Annotated in this window: 15 protein-coding genes; 8 read left to right on the forward strand and 7 right to left on the reverse strand. The window is 44.4% G+C overall.

What is annotated here, in order from left to right; all coding sequences use genetic code 11:
• Positions 1-79: 79 nt before the first annotated feature.
• Both RB622_RS14105 and RB622_RS14110 read right to left on the reverse strand, forming a co-directional pair.
• Complete coding sequence (locus RB622_RS14105) at positions 80-1,081, reverse strand: UDP-glucuronic acid decarboxylase family protein (protein ID WP_254563162.1); 1,002 nt, start codon at positions 1,079-1,081, stop codon at positions 80-82.
• A gap of 126 nt (positions 1,082-1,207) precedes the next feature.
• Positions 1,208-2,518, reverse strand: coding sequence for a UDP-glucose/GDP-mannose dehydrogenase family protein (locus RB622_RS14110; RefSeq protein WP_308047208.1), 1,311 nt, complete (start codon positions 2,516-2,518; stop codon positions 1,208-1,210).
• A gap of 216 nt (positions 2,519-2,734) precedes the next feature.
• Here RB622_RS14110 and RB622_RS14115 point away from each other — a divergent pair, with 216 nt between their 5' ends.
• From RB622_RS14115 to RB622_RS14125, 3 genes are all read left to right on the forward strand, one after another.
• Positions 2,735-3,895 (forward strand): acyl-CoA dehydrogenase family protein, encoded by a 1,161-nt coding sequence (locus RB622_RS14115; protein ID WP_308047209.1) that lies wholly within the window; start codon positions 2,735-2,737, stop codon positions 3,893-3,895.
• 119 nt (positions 3,896-4,014) lie between these two features.
• Positions 4,015-4,929, forward strand: coding sequence for a stomatin-like protein (locus tag RB622_RS14120; RefSeq protein ID WP_308047210.1), 915 nt, complete (start codon positions 4,015-4,017; stop codon positions 4,927-4,929).
• Positions 4,929-5,372 (forward strand): NfeD family protein, encoded by a 444-nt coding sequence (locus RB622_RS14125; RefSeq protein ID WP_308047211.1) that lies wholly within the window; start codon positions 4,929-4,931, stop codon positions 5,370-5,372. The genes RB622_RS14120 and RB622_RS14125 overlap by 1 nt, the downstream gene beginning before the upstream one ends.
• An 80-nt stretch (positions 5,373-5,452) precedes the next feature.
• Here RB622_RS14125 and pafA (RB622_RS14130) read toward each other — a convergent pair whose 3' ends face one another.
• Both pafA (RB622_RS14130) and pafA (RB622_RS14135) read right to left on the reverse strand, forming a co-directional pair.
• Complete coding sequence (gene pafA, locus RB622_RS14130; protein WP_308047340.1) at positions 5,453-7,087, reverse strand: alkaline phosphatase PafA; 1,635 nt, start codon at positions 7,085-7,087, stop codon at positions 5,453-5,455.
• A gap of 105 nt (positions 7,088-7,192) precedes the next feature.
• On the reverse strand, positions 7,193-8,866 hold the full coding sequence (gene pafA / locus RB622_RS14135; protein WP_308047212.1) for an alkaline phosphatase PafA: 1,674 nt from the start codon (positions 8,864-8,866) through the stop codon (positions 7,193-7,195).
• A gap of 341 nt (positions 8,867-9,207) precedes the next feature.
• On the opposite strand from pafA (RB622_RS14135), the gene RB622_RS14140 reads away from it, so the two are divergent.
• Together RB622_RS14140 and RB622_RS14145 are read left to right on the forward strand one after the other, a co-directional pair.
• Positions 9,208-9,600 (forward strand): hypothetical protein, encoded by a 393-nt coding sequence (locus tag RB622_RS14140; RefSeq protein WP_308047213.1) that lies wholly within the window; start codon positions 9,208-9,210, stop codon positions 9,598-9,600.
• Between the two features lie 79 nt (positions 9,601-9,679).
• Positions 9,680-10,207 (forward strand): acyl-CoA thioesterase, encoded by a 528-nt coding sequence (locus RB622_RS14145; RefSeq protein ID WP_308047214.1) that lies wholly within the window; start codon positions 9,680-9,682, stop codon positions 10,205-10,207.
• Here RB622_RS14145 and RB622_RS14150 read toward each other — a convergent pair.
• The gene (locus tag RB622_RS14150; protein ID WP_308047215.1) at positions 10,197-14,780 is read right to left on the reverse strand and encodes a translocation/assembly module TamB domain-containing protein; all 4,584 of its coding nucleotides are present in this window, start codon (positions 14,778-14,780) and stop codon (positions 10,197-10,199) included. The genes RB622_RS14145 and RB622_RS14150 overlap by 11 nt on opposite strands.
• A 72-nt stretch (positions 14,781-14,852) precedes the next feature.
• Here RB622_RS14150 and tsaD point away from each other — a divergent pair, with 72 nt between their 5' ends.
• The 3 genes from tsaD to RB622_RS14165 are packed head-to-tail and all read left to right on the forward strand — an operon-like array spanning position 14,853 to position 17,542.
• Complete coding sequence (tsaD, locus tag RB622_RS14155) at positions 14,853-15,851, forward strand: tRNA (adenosine(37)-N6)-threonylcarbamoyltransferase complex transferase subunit TsaD (protein WP_308047216.1); 999 nt, start codon at positions 14,853-14,855, stop codon at positions 15,849-15,851.
• A 19-nt stretch (positions 15,852-15,870) separates the two neighbouring features.
• Positions 15,871-16,668 (forward strand): MOSC domain-containing protein, encoded by a 798-nt coding sequence (locus RB622_RS14160; protein ID WP_308047217.1) that lies wholly within the window; start codon positions 15,871-15,873, stop codon positions 16,666-16,668.
• 10 nt (positions 16,669-16,678) lie between these two features.
• Positions 16,679-17,542 (forward strand): hypothetical protein, encoded by an 864-nt coding sequence (locus RB622_RS14165; protein WP_308047218.1) that lies wholly within the window; start codon positions 16,679-16,681, stop codon positions 17,540-17,542.
• A gap of 61 nt (positions 17,543-17,603) precedes the next feature.
• Here RB622_RS14165 and lpxA read toward each other — a convergent pair whose 3' ends face one another.
• On the reverse strand, positions 17,604-18,416 hold the full coding sequence (gene lpxA / locus RB622_RS14170; RefSeq protein ID WP_308047219.1) for an acyl-ACP--UDP-N-acetylglucosamine O-acyltransferase: 813 nt from the start codon (positions 18,414-18,416) through the stop codon (positions 17,604-17,606).
• Positions 18,413-19,804 carry a bifunctional UDP-3-O-[3-hydroxymyristoyl] N-acetylglucosamine deacetylase/3-hydroxyacyl-ACP dehydratase gene (locus tag RB622_RS14175; RefSeq protein ID WP_308047220.1) on the reverse strand — a complete coding sequence of 464 codons (1,392 nt, stop codon included), beginning with the start codon at positions 19,802-19,804 and terminating at the stop codon, positions 18,413-18,415. The genes lpxA and RB622_RS14175 overlap by 4 nt, the downstream gene beginning before the upstream one ends.
• Positions 19,805-19,816: the final 12 nt, after the last annotated feature.

Raw genomic sequence — 19,816 nt, forward strand, 5'->3', positions numbered from 1 at the left:
CCTTTTGCTGTTAGCAAAAAATCCCGCAGAAGTAATTTCTGCGGGATTTTTTGCTAATCGCTAACAGCTAAATCCTAAATTATATTTTCTCGTCTTCTTTTTTAAAGCTCTCGAAACCGCGGTGGTTTGACTCTTCATACAATCTTTCCTTAGGTAGGCTGCGGAAATAATCGTAAGTGATTTTCAGACCTTCTGCGCGGGATACTTTCGGCTCCCAGCCAAGAATTTCTTTTGCTTTGGTAATATCAGGCTGACGTTGTTTCGGATCATCCTGTGGAAGGTCTTTATAAACCACTTTCTGGTCTGTGCCCGTCAAAGCGATAATCTCTTCTGCAAATTCTTTAATTGTAATCTCACCCGGGTTTCCGATGTTAACTGGCAATGAATAATCGCTCAGCAACAAACGGTAAATTCCTTCAACCAGGTCATCCACATAGCAGAATGCACGTGTTTGAGAGCCATCACCAAAGATTGTGATATCTTCACCGCGAAGCGCCTGTCCGATAAATGCAGGCAATACACGTCCGTCATTCAATCGCATTCTCGGGCCGTAGGTGTTAAAAATACGAACAATACGTGTTTCAACCTCATGATAACGGTGGTAAGCCATGGTGATCGCTTCCTGATAACGTTTCGCCTCATCGTAGCAGCCTCTTGGCCCGATCGGGTTTACGTGGCCCCAATATTCTTCTGTCTGCGGGTGAACCAAAGGATCCCCGTACACTTCAGAAGTGGAAGCGATGATAAAACGTGCTTTTTTTGCAAGCGCAAGTCCCAATAAATTATGCGTTCCCATGGCACCCACTTTCAGGGTCTGGATAGGAATTTTCAAATAATCAATCGGGCTGGCCGGAGAGGCGAAATGCAGGATATAATCCAAATCTCCGGGAATATGCACGTATTTGGTAACGTCGTGATGATTAAACTCGAAATTTGGATTAGGCATCAGATGTTCAATGTTGCGCAGGTCGCCTGTGATCAGGTTGTCCATTGCGATAACATACATCCCCTCTTTTAAAAATCGCTCACAAAGATGCGACCCTAAAAAACCTGCCGCTCCGGTTATTAATACACGCTTCATGAATTATGTAATTAGATTTTGAGATTAAAATGGCAGATCTGAGATATTAAAAATTGAGATTTCAGGGATAAAATTATGCGTTCAAACATAATCTGATTCCTGAAATCTCTATCTCAAAATCTATAATTATGATACTTTTTCTCTACCAATACTGAAATAAGTATAACCCATTTCACGCATCGTGCTCAATTCGTAAAGGTTACGTCCGTCAAAAATTACTTTATTTTTAAGTAATTTACTCATTTTTTCAAATTCAGGCGTACGGAACTGAGGCCATTCGGTAAAGATCATCAAAGCATCGGCATCATCCAGGGCTGCATAAGGCGTGTGGCAGAAAGTAACTCTTTCTCCCAAAACTCCTTTCACGTTGTCCATCGCTTCCGGATCGTAAACCGTTACAATGGCACCTGCTTCAAGCAAAGCCTCGATATTCTCCAAAGCCGGCGCTTCACGGATATCGTCCGTATAAGGTTTGAAAGCCAATCCCCAAACGGCTATCGTCTTTCCTTTCAGATCATTATCGAAGAAATTATTTACCATCGGCAAAAGCTTTTTCTTCTGATCATCATTGACCTGCATAACAGATTTCAAAATTCTGAAATCATAGTTATAGTCTTCTGATGTTTTAGCCAAAGCCTGAACATCCTTCGGGAAACAGCTTCCACCATAACCGATACCTGCAAAAAGGAAACGTTTTCCGATCCGGCTGTCGGTTCCGATACCACGACGAATGTCATCCACGTTCGCACCTACCTTTTCGCAAAGGTTTGCGATCTCGTTCATGAACGTAATTTTCATGGCAAGGAAAGAATTCGCAGCGTATTTCGTCATTTCAGCGGAACGCTCGTCCATGAAAATTACAGGATTCCCCTGACGAACCAACGGCGCGTAAAGTTTCTCCATAACCTTTTTGGCCTTCTCAGAAGTTGTTCCTACCACAACGCGGTCAGGCTTCATGAAATCTTCAACGGCAACACCTTCACGTAAAAACTCAGGATTTGAAACGACATCAAACTCAACTTTCGCATTTTTGGCGATCGCAGCATGTACCTTTTCAGCGGTTCCAACAGGAACAGTACTTTTGTCAATGATCACCGCATATTGTTCTAAAATATGGCCCAGATCATCTGCCACTTTAAGGATATACTTCAAATCAGCAGACCCATCTTCACCCGGAGGCGTAGGCAATGCCAAAAAGATTACCTCTGCACCCTTAATTCCTTCGGCTAGATTGGTTGTAAACTGTAAACGGCCTTCGGCAACATTACGGTCGAAAAGTACGTCCAAACCCGGTTCATAAATGGGAATGTCACCGTTTAACATACGCTCTACTTTCTTAGCGTCGATGTCTACGCAAAATACCTGATTACCTGTTTCGGCAAAACAAGTTCCTGTTACCAAACCAACATAACCGGTTCCTACTACTGCTATTTTCATAAAATTGTAATAATAATATAGCTGCGATGAATTAGATTTCAGTTAACGCAAAAATTGCACTTTATTAAGCCAGACAAAATCCGACCAGAACAAAAGTAATTTTTTTAAACGAATCCCGCTTCTTCTTACCATCATTTGTTTTTATTCGGTCAATGAAATATGTTGATTTCTTCTTATAATTGAACAAAACAAATTTCATCATCAACAATAATCATCATGGACACTTCCAGCACAGCTGAAAACCCTGGGTCCGGAATTCGTTCCCTTATCGAGCAGTCGGTACGTGATTTCGCAGCAAGGGAACTAAAACCAAACATGAACCAATGGGATGAGGCGCAGTTTTTCCCAAAAGATGTTTTCCATAAACTGGGTGAACTTGGCGTCATGGGTATGCTCGTCCCGGAAGAATTTGGCGGCGCCGGCCTGGGATATGACGAATACGTGACAGCTATTATTGAGCTTTCCAAAGTTGATCCTTCCATTGGCCTGTCGATGGCGGCCCATAATTCACTTTGTACCAATCATATTCTGATGTTTGGCAGTGAGGAGCAAAAAAAGAATTATTTACCCCAACTCGCTTCGGGAAAATGGCTTGGTGCCTGGGGATTGACCGAACCCAATACGGGTTCTGACGCCGGAAACATGCGTACCGTCGCCGTCCGCGAAGGTGACGGCTGGCTTATTAACGGATCTAAAAATTTTATTACCAATGGCAAAAGCGGAGACCTCACCGTGCTGATCGCTAGGACCGGTGAGCCTGGTGATAAACACGGCGCCACCGCATTTATTATCCCTCAGGGAACACCCGGTTTCACGGCAGGCCGGAAGGAAAACAAACTGGGCATGCGCGCATCTGAAACGGTAGAACTTATTTTCCAGGATTGCTTTATTTCCGATAGCCAAAGAATGGGTGAAGTCGGAGATGGTTTTATTCAGTCTTTAAAAGTACTGGACGGGGGAAGAATTTCGATCGCTGCGCTGGGCGTTGGCACCGCAATGGGTGCTTACGAAGCTGCATTGGCCTATTCCAAAGAGAGAAAACAATTCGGCAAGGCCATTTGTGATTTCCAGGCTATTGCTTTCAAGCTTGCAGATATGTATACCGATATCCAGGCATCCTCGCTGTTGACCTATCACGCTGCGGCTCTGAAAGACCAGGGGGAAAAAGTAACCCTTCCGAGCGCGGTTGCCAAATACCATGCATCAGAAACCGCCGTTCGGGTCGCCAATGAAGCGGTACAGATTTTTGGCGGCTATGGTTTTACCAAAGATTATCCCGTTGAAAAATTTTACAGGGACAGCAAACTTTGTACGATCGGTGAAGGGACCAGCGAAATTCAAAAAATGGTTATCTCAAAAGAAATTCTAAGAGATTAAACGATGCCATCCATCACGATCTATTACCGACAGGCTCGTTTGCGGCTCGTTGGTAACAGATCGTTAGGAATCCGTCAGATACAAAGTTATTTTCGTACTAAACCATAATCTCAAATACTATGACTCCTTTATTAGTACTTCTGGCCCTTGTTGTACTCACCATTCTGATGACGGTGAAAGTTGTACCGCAGCAGACTGCCTATGTACTGGAACGACTTGGTAAATTTTATGGGGTGCTGCAACCGGGTATTAATTTTATCATTCCCTTTTTCGACCGAATCGCTTATAAATACACACTCAAAGAATCTGCCATTGACATTCCCGAACAAATCTGTATCACGCGTGATAATGTACAGGTGCGCATGGACGGGGTTATTTTCATTCAGGTAATTGACCCTAAGAAAGCTGCCTACGGCATTGCTGATTATACATTTGCCGTGATCCAACTTGCCCAAACCACCATGCGTAGTGAAATCGGAAAGCTGGATCTTGATAAGACTTTTGAAGAACGTATGACCATTAACCGCGCCGTAGTACAGTCCATTGATGACGCCGCGATAGGCTGGGGCGTAAAAGTGCTTCGCTATGAAATAAAAAATATCACACCGCCCCAAAGCGTGCTGATCGCCATGGAAAAACAAATGCAGGCTGAACGGGAACGCCGGGCTGTTATTTTGCAATCTGATGGTGAAAAACAGGCCGCTATCAATGTGGCGGAAGGACAAAAACAAAAGGTTGTTCTGGAATCGGAAGGTTTGCGTTTACGGCAGATCAACGAAGCAGAAGGGGAAGCCGCGGCTTTAAAATCTGTCGCGGCGGCTACTGCCGAAAGTATCAAACTGGTTGCAATGGCCATTCAAAATGAAGGTGGCATTGAAGCCGTTCAGTTAAAAGTGGCGCAGAATTTTGTCGACCAGTTCGGAAAACTGGCGAAAGCAGGAAATACACTTATTCTTCCGGCCAACTTCGCCGACATGGGCTCAATGATTGCCACAGCCATGACTATTGTAAAATCATCCGAACCAAAGAAATAATGATGGAATTGTCGTTGCCACAAATATGGATGATTATCGGACTGCTGATGCTGGTAGCAGAATTGGTGAGCGTCGTATTGGTTTTTATATTTTTCGCCGTTGGCGGATTGGTTACTGCCTTGTTGGCCGCTCTGGGCATATTGCCAACGCTGGAATATCAGATTGTAGCTTTCTCGACAATTTCTATGCTCACATTAATACTTTTCAGAAAACATGCGAAGAAATTACTGGAGACAAGGCGTGGCAAACAGGAAGAATACAAAGAATTTATAGGCGAAACAGCCATGGTCATCCGGGATATTCCCTCGGACGGTTCCGGGAAAATATACTATCGGGGTGCAGAATGGAGTGCCACCTCCAATAACCACAATCCCATTGACGCAGGCAGTAAAGTCATTATTCAACGGACAGAAGGCATTACTTTGATTGTGGAAGAGTCTTAATCTTATACCAATAAAAAGTGGCTGGATTTTCAGAAATCATATTTCCAAAACCCAGCCACTTTTGTACTAATTCAAAAAACTTATTTCTTCAAAGCCTCTTCAACCGGATTTCCAATGTTTCCGCTTGGCGGCAAAATGTGTAGCAAAGAAGCGATTGTCGGCGCAATATCAGATACCGAAGTGCGTCTCAAAGTCTCGCCCTTATTGATTCCCCAACCGAATAACGCGAATGGAACCTGGGTATCGTAGTTGTAAGGCGTTCCATGGGAAGTACCTGTTGAACTGCCATAAAACCAGCCTGGCTGCGTAATGATCTGGATATCTCCGCTCCTTTTCGCATTCACATTGTTCTTGTACAATTCAAGCTGATACGTATTCAAAGGCGCCCTTCCCATATCTGTCAGATTCAATACATCGGCAATACCGTCTACCGGCAAAAGTGATTCTCTGACTACTTCAAAAACCTGGGTTGCCGTGATTTTCTTCTTTTTCAGCAAAGCGTGATTCAAATACAACTGGTTGTTTTCACTTCTTGTCACATAAGCACCCTCACCGAAAGTTTCATTTAAATTCTTTTTCATGATATCTGCCAACACAGTTCTGCTGGCAAGGCCCGCTGGTAACTTATGCTCTTTTGCAAATCCCGGAACATCGACAACGCCATGATCGGCTGTAAGGAAAACGGTATAATTCCCCTTGCCTGTCCAGCTGTCTAAAAAAGAAAACAGTTCGGCAAATTCGCGGTCAAGTCTCAAATAATCATCTTCCTGCTCCACCGAATTAGGTCCGGCCATGTGCCCGATTTTATCAGGAGAAGAAAAACTGATCGCCAAAAAGTCTGTCTCAGCACCTTTTCCAAGCTTTTCGCCTTTTACGGCCTCAATCGCCATTTCCTTCGTAATGGTGTTTCCCCAGGGCGTGCCGGTTACGGTACCAAAAGCATCTCCGGCAAAACCGGCCAGTTCATAAGGAAAAACAGGTTTTTTCGCACCAGGTAATTTTCCTTCCCAAGGCACATCATCAGCCGTACTTTGCGTGTATTGCTCAATAGGATTCAACAACTGCCAGCCTTTCTTCAAATATTCCGAAGGCATTTTTTTTGCATTGTAATCCTTTGCCCACTGCGGCAGTTCCTCCATATAAAAAGTACTCGTCACCCAGTTTCCCGTGTTGGAATCGAACCAGTACGAGCCATTGGCGGTATGTCCTGCCGGTAAAATAGAACCGCGGTCCTTGATGGCTACGCCAATGGTTTTTGAACGGAAATTGGTAGCAATTCTCAGTTGGTCCGTTACCGTGCTCGTCAGTAAATTCCGTGGCGACATTTTACCCACACTTACATTACTGCTGCCCACCGTTTTGACCGTACTGTCTTCCACGCAATAAACGCCTTTTGCTGCATGTTGGTCATACCACTCATTTCCGACCATTCCATTGATCGCCGGTACCGAACCTGTATAAATCGAGGCGTGACCGGCCGCTGTTACCGTTAAGGCATAGCTGTAATGATTATTACGACAGTTAAAACCTTCATTCAAAAAGCGTTTGATCCCACCTTCGACATACTTGTCATAATAGCGATACAGGTAATCATAACGCATTTGATCCACAACGATACCTACAACCAATTTAGGTCTTGCAAGCGTTTTGGCATTTGTAACGTTTGTTTTTTTGGGTGTTTGGGCAGCAACTGAAAAAGTTGCAAAAAGTCCCATAAGCCAGAAAGATAGTTTTCTCACGTGTCAGGAATATTTATTAATTGATGTCAAAAGTATATTAAAAATTAGAACAGGGCATGCTTTTAATGGGATTTTAAGGCCTCAGTTCTTTTTCAGTGCCTCCTCAACGGGATTCCCGACATTACCACTCGGTGGAAGAATATGCAGCAGAGAGGAGACCGTTGGGGCTATATCCGCAATCGTCGTCCTCTTGAGCGTTTCCCCCTTGTTAACTCCCCAGCCGTACAGTAAAAAAGGGACATGGGTATCATAGTTATAAGGCGTTCCGTGATCAGTGCCGGTAGCGCCGCCGGCAAACCATCCGGGCTGCACCACCACCTGAAGGTCTCCGCTCCGCTTTGCGTTCACATTATTTTTAAACAATTCGAGCTGGTATGTATTCAAAGGTGCTTTATTCATATCCTGCAAATTAAGCACATCGGCAATGCCCTTGATGGGCAGCAAAGCAGTTCTGACCACTTCAACGGCATCCGCCATCGATATCTTTTTTGATTTCAATAATTTATGATCCAGATACCACTGGTAGTTTTCGCTGGCCAACACATAATCACCCGCTCCAAAAGCATCCGACAACGATTTTTTGACAAGATCTTCAATTTGTCTTGCATTCAATAAACCCGCAGGTAGCTTATGTTCCTGCCAAAAAGCGGGAACATCCATCCCTCCGTGATCGGCAGTGAGGAAAACCGTATAATTGCCTTTGCCAACCCAGCCGTCCAGAAAAGTAAACATCTCGGCAAATTCCATATCCAGGCGCAGATAATTATCTTCCTGTTCAACGGAAGTCGGGCCAAAAGCGTGACCGATTCTGTCCGGTGAAGAAAAACTCACAGCCAAAAAATCGGTATCCTTCCCTTTTCCAAGATTCTCGCCTTTGATCGCTGCGAGTGCCATATCCTTCGTCATCGTGTTTCCCCAGGGCGTTGTCGTTACCACCCCAAAAGCATCGCCAGACAATCCTGCCAGCTCGTACGGAAAAACCGGTTTGGCAGTCCCTGGCAATTTTCCTTCCCAGGGTTCATCGTCCGGCGTACTTTCCACATATTGCTCGATAGGCAACAGCGTTTTCCATCCGCGTTTCAAATATTCGGACGGCATTTTCTTCGCATTATAATCCTGAACCCATTTCGGAAGCTCATTGGTGTAATAAGTACTCGTTACCCAATTACCGGTTTTGGAATCGAACCAGTAAGCCCCGTTTGCCGCATGGCCCGCCGGGAGAATCGATGCTCTGTCCTTGATGGCCACACCGATTGTTTTCGAGCGAAAATTCGTAGCAATTCTAAGCTGGTCGGTAACAGTGCTCGTCAGCAAATTTTTCGGGGACATTTTACCGACTGTGACATTCGTACTACCCACGGTCGCAACGTTGTGATCATCGGTGCAATATACTTTTTGCCCGGTAGCCGTGTCAAACCAGTCATTTCCCACAATTCCGTTAATCGCTGGCAAAGATCCCGTGTATACAGCCGAATGTCCCGCTGCCGTTACCGTAAGCGCATAATGGTAATGGTTATTCCTGCAATTGAAGCCGTCATTGATAAGTCTTTTGACCCCGCCTTCGGTATATTTATTATAAAAACGGTATAGGTAATCATAACGCATCTGGTCTACGACGATGCCCACAACCAGTTTGGGTCGGGCCAGTGGGGTTGCCTTTTGCGATGCTTTTGGGGAATGTTGCGCATAAACCAAAGAACTCAGCATGCAGCCCAGCAAAACAGCATGCAGCGATAGTCTGGATATATATTTCATAGAAAAGGTTTAAGAAGATTATGCCTGACGCAGTTTAATTCGGATCGCAAAGTAGGAAAAATATATTTCCTCACTCCCAATGTATACGCCCGAAAGATTTGTTCAGGCTAATTTAAGTTTAACAAATCGTTATCTCCCTATCAAAAGATAAAACCGTGGTTCTTTACCTTCTGAAATGATAAAATTACGCGACAGTTTTAAATCAGACTTTCCCGCAACGCCAGCGGGTTAATTGATGTATTCATAAATTGAAAGCAAACCGCTATATTCATTTCTTTTTTAACCTATGGGAATTCATCACCCCGATTCTCAGTTTTGTTCGTATAATCACAAATAATCCAATGACGCGTAACCCAAAAATCGGCCAGGTTTTACTTCTGGTAGTCTTCGGAATTCTGGCAGGATGCAGCTCAGGAATCCCCATTTCGACAAGCAAGAAATACCCCATTGAAGTACTTTATGAAAATCAGTCGCTCGACCGCCCTTACTCCGAAATCGGCTGGGTAGAGATCAGCAGCGAAGATTCTCTGACGGCAAGACAAACACAGAATAAAAAAATGATGTATCGCGGCAATGATGCGGATACCAAAGAACTTCTTGCGGCCCGTCTGGTTATGAAAGCACAGAAAATCGGAGCCAACGCACTCATTAACGTGCAATATAAATATTACACTTCGGTAAAAAAGGAAGGATATATCATGAAAGGCCTTGCCGTGAGGTATCGTGGAGAATAAGGCAAAACCCAGATACCTCAATCATTATTATAAATTTTTCATCGCACCGGTGACCCGGTCTTAATTCATCATTCTTGACATGCTTTTCACAGCCGACCTATCCAATATGCCCGTTGAAGCAGAATCGCGGGTAATCGTCCGGTTTCAGGATTGTGACCCGTTAATGCATCTGAACAACTCGAAATATTTTGAATATTTTTTCAACGCCCGGGAAGACCAGGTTTCAAAATTATACGGTTTCAGTTTTGAAGCGATGTTCAGGGAGTTGAAAACGAGCTGGGTGGTTTATCAGCATCAGATCGCCTACGTGCGTCCGGCACTGATCAGCGAGTGGACCCGGATCACCTCCCGTGTTATTCATTACAATGAGGATACCATGGTAACGGAATATTTCATGACCAATGACCAGCGGACTGAATTGAAAACCATGCTCTGGACCACTTCAAAACATATCAGCATTGTCACCGGGAAAAGGGTGCCGCACCACCAGGAGGTTATGGATTATCTGGCGGCTACCTGCGTGCCGGGTATTGATTTCCCAAATCTGGAATTCAACGCGCGCATACACCATATTAAACACGCACTGTCAACAGGTGCTAACGCATAAGTTCTTTTCTTGAAATCAGTTTGTTGTTGCTTGTGTCCTTTTCGGAAGAATCCGGGACCGGAATGGTATAAGGAATCTGAAGAGCCACCGGTTTCGGCATCATTTTGAAGCGGTTGAAGCTGTGTGTAAACTGCATGCTGACACCGCCCGTTGTTAAGGTGTTGTTCAGGTAAAGCGAGTTTTGAATGTTCCGGTTATAAGCTTTCGCACGAACGGAGCCATTGGGCGTAAGCCAGTATTCCAGCGTCCATTCGCCCAGGATGCTTGTCGCATCGTATTGGTTGGCACCCGTACTTCCGGAACTGATCCGTCCGTCCCTTGTAATCCTGAAACGGTCGTTGAGAAACCGATATGAAAAACGAAGCTGTAAATTGTTAAGTGCATTTTGATCCAGCGAAAGACCACTGACACCCACTTCCAGATTCTCATTCAGGGTGGAAGCCCAACGGCTGATCTGGTTTGAAACGAGTTCACTGATGCTGTTACCGACAAAATTCTGGTTGGTGGCAACATTAGCTTCCGGCAATAGCTGATTCACAACCAGCAAGCTGCTTACCTGTCTACTTAGTTCCTGTTCATCCGATTTCAGTTTGGTCTGGAAAGCTTCAAGCTGCCCGCGCAAATTGCTTAACGACGGATTGTCAAGGATCTGAAGGTCATATTTAATTTGAGGAGACATCAATCGGTCAGACAGCGCAATTGTCACCTCCACAGGATAGCGGCGGGATAATATCGCTGCTTCCGCGCTGTTGGTCGTAGAGGTATTGGGCAGTACGCCTGCTAATGAAACAAGTTGTTTGTAACCGGTTTTCACATCCAGCTGTGCCCCGTAAGGATCGCCCGACCAGACAATCTTACTGCCTGGCTTGATCGTAAATTTCTTATTAATGATATTTTGCAGCGTGAAATTGTAATCGCCCTTATCAATTTCATAGGTCCCAACCATCGTAAAATCACCCTTGGTATCAATATTGAGATTCAAACGGCCACTTCCGTTCGCCCTGATGATATCACCGGTTTGCCGGTCAAAAATGATCTCACAGGTTGCATCCGGGGTTAAGTTGAAATTAAAATTCATTTTGATACCTCCCGCAACCTTGCCCTGCTGCAAATCTTTTGACGAAGACGTGCTGTCTTCTTTGGGCATCTGACTGACGAACTGAATATAATCCTGCGTTGCCACCTCGGTAGCGCCATCCAGCGGAATATGTATCCTGGTGTTTTTATTACTGGTCACGTTCGCCTCGATGTTCATATTATCGATCGGGCCGTAAATATTGACAGGACCTGTTACATAGGCGGTGCCGTAAAACATATCATTGTCCTTACTGGCCGTATTCAGGATCTTGAAATTGTGCAGATCGGCATTAAAACCTAAACTGAAATACTTGAAACCATCATGAAAAACACCGCCACGAAGCGACGCTGTATTGCCGTCAGGATCCGTCAGCGTAATATTATTTACGGTGATCTCACTTTCGGTAAAATTAATCTTATCGCTAAAAGTAAACACCGATTGCAGATAATCGAATTTCATGCGCCCTTTCTCCACCATCAACGAGCCGTCCAATACCGGTGCATTCAGCGTACCTTTGATCAATACCGTACCGTGCGCTTTTCCGCTGACATCCGAAACCAGTTCCTGAGAGAACGGCTCCAATGCTTTGAAATCCATATCATTAAAATTCGCTTTCAGGTTTAACGTATTCGAATTCAATTTAGGACGGTAAGATCCTACGAGCGTAAAAATCCGTCTCGCGTCCTTGTTCAGTTCCGCATCGATTTGCAACTGGCTATCAAACTGCTCCCACTCTCCTGTTCCTGAAAAGTTTCCAAATTCGTAGTTCGCATAACCCAGACTTTCAATATTAAAATTGGCATCCAAAACCACGCTGTTGTAAGCGTCCCGTACTTTTGCGGAACCATCCATGATACCGGAAAGCTGCGTTGTAAAAACCGGATTCAGCGTTCCCAGTTTGAAATTCTTGATATCCAAAAGCAGCGTCTTATCCGGATCCGACGACAAAATTCCGTTCAGCGTCAGTCGTTGTCTCCCGTTTATCAGACCAAGATTGCTGAAAGTAATATCTTTGCCAACAATCGAAATCAGGCTGTTTTCCGGCATAGTCCACGCTTCATCCAGTAAATTCAGTCGGGAATTTTTAAAACCAATATCCAGACCGGCGGGTAAGAACCGTATTTCTCCCGTCAAATTTGCCCGGTTTGTACTACTTACTTGCCTTATACCGCCATTAAAATCAATGTGATCCACGTCCCAGGTACCTTCCAGTTCCAGTTTTTCCGTAGGAACCAGCGTACTCATTTGCTGTTTATCAGAAATCACCAGCACCGACGCCAGAACCTCCGCGCTGTTGACAAACTTGGAAGTTGTCACGTCTACTTCGGATTTAATGAACTGGTTTTTCCCATAACGAGCCGTATCGGCCACAGCATTTAAAGAGACAAATGCAGTGTTATCCATTTTGAATTTACCTTCCGCTCTCGAACCATGGGACACGTATACATCGGGACTTAAAAAGGCCAAAAACTGTCCGATGTTTTTAGTTTCAACTTCGTAGTCAATTTCATATTTACGTAAGATTGTCTTTTTCTCCTTTTTCGCATAATAAGCGTTTCGATCTGAAAGATTCTCAAAGAAATAAAGCTGATACTCAGACAACACCTGATTGATGTCTTTCCAGGCCTGCGTCGGAATAAAATCCCCTTCCGCCCGGGCCGTCAAAAATTCACTTTCGAGATTTAAAATACGCTTATCAAGCTTTTGGCGGGAAGAAAACAGCAACGTATCAATAACCAGATTCCGCTCCTTTTTCGAGGTGATCAAAAAAGTATTCAGCAATTTGGCATCGCCGAGCAGTTCGTCAAGTGTGTTTCCTGCGACTTTTACATCAAGCTGCGTCCGAAGTGTAATGGCGTCTTTGGTAAAACCAAGCGGTAAAAGATTGGCTTTTTCAATAACACCCTGTAAATCAAAAGACTTTTTAGGTTTGGACAGATCAAATTCGCCTTCCAGGTTTACAACCAGATTGGAATCCCGCGAACTGACCAATCCACTGAAATACTGATTTTGCAAATTTCCCTTTAAACCAATATTTCTGTAATCGTAATTTTTAAAACCGATCCGGGTCACCATCGCGTCCATATTGGTCGAAGCGTTAGCAAGATCAAGTCCCTTTCCATGAATATTCCCCGAAAAATCCAGCCTTTGCCAGGTTTCCGGCAAGTCGATCAGCTTACCAAGCTCGAAATCCGTTGTAGAAATATCCCCAGAATAAGTAGTCGTTTTTTCGTCCGAAATGTGAAACAACAAGTCTCCGGACACTTTCCCAAGCTCAGAAGAAGCCGAAGCCTTCACGTCAAAGTCGCCGATTGTTCCCTTAAAGGTTCCATCCAGTAACGTCACACCAAATTTCTGCAATGTTTCATGCGATTTCCACTCGGGATAATACTGGACCAGATCAACCGGAAGTACTTTGGACAATGATAATTGAATATCCATAACCGGGTTGTTATCCGGCAACCCTTTAAAACCTAAATCACCCAGTAAACGACTTCCCTGGCCGAAGCGGATATCGGCATGAGACAGTTCAAAATCATCAACCCGGCCATCAAAATCACCCGAAACTTTCCAGGTTTCACTAAGCCTGTCCACATATTCCGAAAATAAACCAAGATCTGAGGAATGAATATAGCTGTCGACGAAATGTCCTCTGAGAAAAACTTTATGGTTAAAGTCACCCAAATCTCCCGAACGATTGTAATGAAAACTGATGTCATTGCTGATGAAAGAATTACCGATATGCGCACTCAGCTCTTTCAGCTCCATTTTTTTCTGGCAAAACAGAAAGCGGGTATCCAGATCGTGCATCGTTAAACCCGTTTGAAGGTCAACTGTTTTCAGGTTTTTGGCAAGAAACGAGATCGTGTCACCCTGCGCCAGGAAATCTTTCAGATCCGCATTAAGCTTGTTCAGCTCGAAGTGAGAATAATCAAAAATCCGCGCGCCCTTGTACCGCGGCCTCCTCGGGTCGTCATAGCGGAACGTCCCATCGACAATCCGGGACTTTCCAATTGTAAAAGGTGTGTTATTTTCCGGTGCATTGGCCGGCCTTGGCGTACTGGAAGAAGTAAGTTCGACAATTCGGTTGATAAAACCATCAATATTCAAATCACCGGTTTTAGGTACGACAATCAAATGGACATTCGGCTGGTACAGCGTCACCTCGTCCAGGTGAATTTCTTTTGAGGAATTGTCGATGATATCCTGCACATTCAGGTTCACATCAATCCTTCCGACGTCGATCATCTGCCGCTGGGTAGTATCCTTCACGGAAACTCCTTCCAGCGATACCACGTCAAACCATTTGATGTTAACCCGTGTTATGTGAATGGGATAACCCATTTTCTCGGAAATGGTTGCGGTAGCCGTTTTGACCAGGAAAGTCTGGACTGAAGGGAACTGCACGGCGACGGTAACGATTCCCAGCGCTAAAAGCGCAAAGATCATTAGCACAACCAGGACATTGATGATCGCCTTCAGGGATTTCAACATATATAGCTTCGCAGCAGATTCCTGCGTATCTTATCGTTAATTGCTTATTTTTGCGAATATTATTCAAATTTCATGAACATCCTCGCGATAGAATCGTCTTGCGACGAAACCTCGGCCGCTGTTTTATCTAACGGCAAAATTTACTCCAATGTTGTTGCTACGCAACTCATTCATACCCAATATGGCGGTGTAGTCCCTGAATTGGCGTCAAGAGCGCATCAGCAACACATTCTGCCCGTTGTGGATAAAGCATTGAACGATGCAAAAGTAACAAAAAAAGACCTGCATGCCATCGCTTTTACAAAAGGACCTGGTTTATTAGGCGCCTTATTGGTAGGCACGTCCTTCGCCAAATCCATGGCACTGGGCCTTGGCCTGCCCCTTATTGAGGTAAACCACATGCAGGCACACGTGCTTGCGCATTTCATACAAGAGCCCAAACCTGAATTTCCGTTTTTGTGCCTTACCGTGAGCGGCGGTCATACCCAGATCGTGAAAGTGAATAGTCCGCTGGACATGGAAATCATTGGCCAGACGCGGGACGATGCTGTCGGCGAAGCTTTTGATAAAACGGCAAAATTATTGGACCTACCCTATCCCGGCGGCCCATTGATCGACCAATATGCTAAAACGGGAAATCCGCTTGCTTATGGTTTCCCTTTGCCGGAAATGCCCGGACTCGATTTTTCTTTCAGTGGGATCAAAACTTCGTTTATGTATTTCTTACAAAAACAGGTACGTGCAAATCCGAATTTTATTCAGGAAAATATTGAAGATATTTGTGCCAGCATCCAGTATACGCTCGTCAATATTCTTTTGAAAAAACTAAAAAAAGCGGCAAAGGAAACCGGAATTAAAGAAATTGCAATCGCGGGCGGGGTTTCCGCCAATTCAGGTTTGCGTACTTCATTGCTGGAATTAGGGGAAAAACTTCACTGGAAAGTTTATATTCCTGACTTTGAATATTGTACCGATAACGCGGCTATGATTGCCATGGCAGCGCACTATAAATTTCTTGAAAATGATTTTTGCGATCAGACCGTAAGTCCGATGGCGAGGATGGAGTTCTAAACTGTAATTAAGTTATCTCATGATTCTTTCGGAAATCTGGATTTACCCCGTAAAATCGCTGGCTGGCATTCGCCTTGCAGAGGCGCAGGTGCAGGAAAAAGGCCTCCAATATGATCGTCGCTGGATGATTGTAGACCAGTTCGGACGTTTTCTGTCACAAAGAGAATTCCCCAACATGGCGATGCTGGAAGTTGCCATCCAGGAAAACTCCCTGTTGATTACAAATAAATTAAATCCGAAAGAAAATATTTCAGTTCCTTTTCAACCCGTCAGTGCCGATGCTATGGCGGTAACAGTCTGGGATGATGAGGTTCCCGCGCTCACGGTTAGTAACGAAGTGGATGCCTGGTTAAGCGGGCAAATGAAAATGGCTGTAAAACTGGTGGTTATGCCCGAAACAACAAAACGAAAAGCAGATCCCCGCTATGCAAAAAATAACGAAAACGTAAGTTTTGCAGATGGTTTCCCGTTTTTATTAATATCACAGGCTTCCCTGGACGATCTGAACGCCCGGCTGGAAGAACCGATTGTGATGAAGCGTTTTCGTCCCAATTTTGTCGTAACCGGTACAAAACCTTTTGCGGAAGATGCATGGAAATCCATTCAGATCGGGGCATTGTCCTTTGCTATCGTAAAACCCTGCGCCCGTTGCGTGCTGACAACGATCGATCCGGAGACGGCAGAAAAAGGCAAAGAGCCGCTTAAAACATTAGCCACTTACAGGAAAGTTAACAACAAAATTCTTTTTGGCCAGAACGTGGTGGCAAAACAACATGGCCTTGTAAAACAGGGCGATGAAATTTTATTGACAGAATAAAAAATCTTTTGTGAAAGGAAATTTACTCAGCTTTATTTTACATACCATCCGAAATTCCCGACTGATCCATTTGCACTGGATGGGTCTTGATATGGCCGCAGCTGCCATGATTTCACAGTTGGCCATTAGCCGTATCCCGCTAGGAAAAGCCGCAATTAGTTATCCTGTAACAATTATTTTGGGCTTGGGCGTCTTCATCCTCTCCAATCTAAACCGGCTTTTGGATAACAGAAAACCAGCCAAAACAGAAACGAAAAGGTTTTTAGCGAATCAAAAGGAGCGGATTTATTTTCTAAAAATCATCGCGGTGGCTTTGGTTTTTGCAGCCGGAACAGCATTTTCTCTGCCAGGAAATCTATGGAAACTTGCCCTTGGCTTGACGGTTTTTTCAGGATTGGCGCTCTGGCTCACTTCACGCCTGCCGGATAAAAGTCCTTTGCAAATTTTGAGAGAACCTTTTTATGCCGTTATTTTAACGGCAGCTATTCTTGGCAATACTTATTTAAATACCCCGGATCCGGAAATAGAAATTAAATATATCAGCGTTCTGTTTTTCCTGACCGTATTTCAGAACTTTTTGCTGGCCTCTTATTTTGATGCTGTGGAATATCCCGGTACATGCAATATGGCTACGATTTTAAAAGCGCCATTAGCAAAACAGATGTTGCATTGCATCACCCTGATCGTACTGGCAGGGTGCATCGTTGTTTGCCTTAAAACAGAATTTCGTTATCCCCAGCGTCTGTCCATTATTCTGTTAAGCATGTCCGTGTTGCAATCACTGATTTTGCACAAGACAAAGTTTCTCAACCAGACGATCTATAAAGGCGTACTGATCACATTGGTACTTATCCTGCCGTTTCTGGTTTTATAACAACAAAACAAAAGGCTTGCCTCCCGATGGGAAACAAGCCTTTTATATAAAATTGTATCGATTAAGCCTGAGACTCTGTTTCTCCCGATCCATAAGTCTGAAAAGGACTTTTCATAATCCCCCTTTCAGAATTCTTAATGAAGTTAACAACCTCGTCCCGTTCGTCGGAAGGCGGCAATTCCAGTTCAATTTTCTGTAAAGCCTCCGCATTGTTAAGGCCTCTCATATAAATGTACCGGTAAATATTCTGGATTTCAATGATCTTCTCATTGCTGTATCCTCTGCGGCGCAATCCCACGGAATTGATACCCGCATAAGAAATAGGCTCCCGCGCTGCTTTGGTAAACGGCGGAACGTCTTTACGCACCAGTGAAGCACCGGACACAAAAGAATGCGCGCCGATTTTAACAAACTGATGCACCGCGCTCATCGCGCTTACAATAGCCCAGTCGTCCACATGAACGTGTCCGGCCATTTGTACATTGTTTCCAATAATACAATTGTTCCCCACACGGCAATCGTGTGCAACGTGTGCATAAGCCATGATCAGACAGCCCGATCCAACCACTGTTTTCCAGTGCTCTTCCGTACCGCGGCTGATGGTGGCGTATTCCCGAACCGTTGTATTGTCACCAATGATCGTCAGTGTGTATTCATTATTGTATTTCAAATCCTGCGGCGTCGATGAAATAACGGCACCAGAGAAAATACGGCAATTTTTACCAATACGCGCTCCTGCATTAATCACGGCATGTGAGCCAATCCAGGTCCCCTCGCCTATTTCTACATCTGCATGTATCATGGCGAACGGTTCAATTTCTACATTCTGCGCGATCTTCGCATCAGGATGGATATATGCTAACTGTTGTGTCATTTTTTCTTTACTAGACTTGCGATCATATCTGCTTCACACACCAGCTGTCCGGACACATATCCCCGACCGCTCATTTTTACAATGCCACGTTTCATGGGTGAAGTAAAAACACACTTGAAAATTACGGTATCGCCAGGGAAAACATTCTTACGGAAGCGGCAAGCGTCAATTCCTATCAAATATGGCCAGTAATTATCCGGATCCGGTACGCTGCTCAATACCAGGATTCCACCGGTCTGCGCCATGGCTTCCAACTGCAAAACACCTGGCATTACTGGATTTCCCGGAAAATGTCCCAGGAAGTATTCTTCGTTGATGGTTACATTTTTAATACCCACCACACTGTTTTCATCCAATGCAATGATTTTGTCGATCATTTGGAAAGGATAACGGTGTGAAAGAAGCTGCCCGATCTGGTTGATATCCAATACCGGTGCTTTATTCGGATCATACTGAGGGATATCCCCTTTACCCGATTTAATCAGTTTCTTGATTTTTTTGGCAAGCGCCACGTTAGCCGCATGGCCTGGGCGCGCTGCAAGAATCTGAGCTTTAATTGGTCTTCCGATCAAAGCCAAATCTCCGATCAGGTCAAGCAGTTTATGTCTTGCCATTTCGTTGGGATAATGCAGGTCAACGTTATTCAAAATGCCGTTTGACTTGTCTACACTAACCTTTGGCTGATTTAAAAGTTGTGAAAGATGGTCCAGTTCACCATCCTTAACCTCGCGGTCAACGATCACAATGGCGTTGGTAAGATCACCACCCTTTATCAGATTTTGCTTGAATAGAGATTCTAACTCATGCAGAAAAACAAATGTACGGCACTTTGCAATATCATCTTTAAACAACGTGATGTCATTAAGTGAGGCATGCTGGCTGCTGATCACGGTTGAATTGTAGTCAACCATCACCGTTAATCGATAATCAGACAATGGCAAGGCAGCCATTTCGATATCGTTTTCTTTATTTTTATAATGAACATATTCCGGAACTTCAAAATAGTTTCGGTATGCATTTTGTTCTTCGATACCGGCATCAATCAATGCATCGATAAACTTGATTGAGCTTCCGTCCATAATCGGAGGTTCCGGCCCGTCCAGCTGTATCAAAACATTATCGATCTGCAATCCAACCAGGGCAGCAAGTGTATGCTCAACGGTATGAATGCGGGCTCCGTTTTGCTCAATGGTTGTACCACGAGACAGATCCACTACATTATCTACATCGGCATCAACAATGGGCTGATTTGGTAAATCAACACGTTGAAATTTATAACCGTGATTGGCTGCAGCAGGAACAAATGTCATCGTTGCTACCACACCTGTGTGTAAACCCACTCCCGTAACTGATACGGATTTTTTTATGGTCTGTTGTTTTTCGTTCATTATATTCTCCTA

It is taken from the genome of Dyadobacter sp. LHD-138 (assembly GCF_030929615.1).
Lineage (GTDB): Bacteria > Bacteroidota > Bacteroidia > Cytophagales > Spirosomataceae > Dyadobacter.

What these genes read in the sequence shown, in the direction of transcription:
- RB622_RS14105 (WP_254563162.1), bottom strand. Translation starts at nt 1,081, where the DNA reads ATGAAGCGTGTATTAATAACCGGAGCGGCAGGTTTTTTAGGGTCGCAT.
- RB622_RS14110 (WP_308047208.1), bottom strand. Translation starts at nt 2,518, where the DNA reads ATGAAAATAGCAGTAGTAGGAACCGGTTATGTTGGTTTGGTAACAGGA.
- RB622_RS14115 (WP_308047209.1), top strand. Translation starts at nt 2,735, where the DNA reads ATGGACACTTCCAGCACAGCTGAAAACCCTGGGTCCGGAATTCGTTCC.
- RB622_RS14120 (WP_308047210.1), top strand. Translation starts at nt 4,015, where the DNA reads ATGACTCCTTTATTAGTACTTCTGGCCCTTGTTGTACTCACCATTCTG.
- RB622_RS14125 (WP_308047211.1), top strand. Translation starts at nt 4,929, where the DNA reads ATGATGGAATTGTCGTTGCCACAAATATGGATGATTATCGGACTGCTG.
- pafA (WP_308047340.1), bottom strand. Translation starts at nt 7,087, where the DNA reads ATGGGACTTTTTGCAACTTTTTCAGTTGCTGCCCAAACACCCAAAAAA.
- pafA (WP_308047212.1), bottom strand. Translation starts at nt 8,866, where the DNA reads ATGAAATATATATCCAGACTATCGCTGCATGCTGTTTTGCTGGGCTGC.
- RB622_RS14140 (WP_308047213.1), top strand. Translation starts at nt 9,208, where the DNA reads ATGACGCGTAACCCAAAAATCGGCCAGGTTTTACTTCTGGTAGTCTTC.
- RB622_RS14145 (WP_308047214.1), top strand. Translation starts at nt 9,680, where the DNA reads ATGCTTTTCACAGCCGACCTATCCAATATGCCCGTTGAAGCAGAATCG.
- RB622_RS14150 (WP_308047215.1), bottom strand. Translation starts at nt 14,780, where the DNA reads ATGTTGAAATCCCTGAAGGCGATCATCAATGTCCTGGTTGTGCTAATG.
- tsaD (WP_308047216.1), top strand. Translation starts at nt 14,853, where the DNA reads ATGAACATCCTCGCGATAGAATCGTCTTGCGACGAAACCTCGGCCGCT.
- RB622_RS14160 (WP_308047217.1), top strand. Translation starts at nt 15,871, where the DNA reads ATGATTCTTTCGGAAATCTGGATTTACCCCGTAAAATCGCTGGCTGGC.
- lpxA (WP_308047219.1), bottom strand. Translation starts at nt 18,416, where the DNA reads ATGACACAACAGTTAGCATATATCCATCCTGATGCGAAGATCGCGCAG.
- RB622_RS14175 (WP_308047220.1), bottom strand. Translation starts at nt 19,804, where the DNA reads ATGAACGAAAAACAACAGACCATAAAAAAATCCGTATCAGTTACGGGA.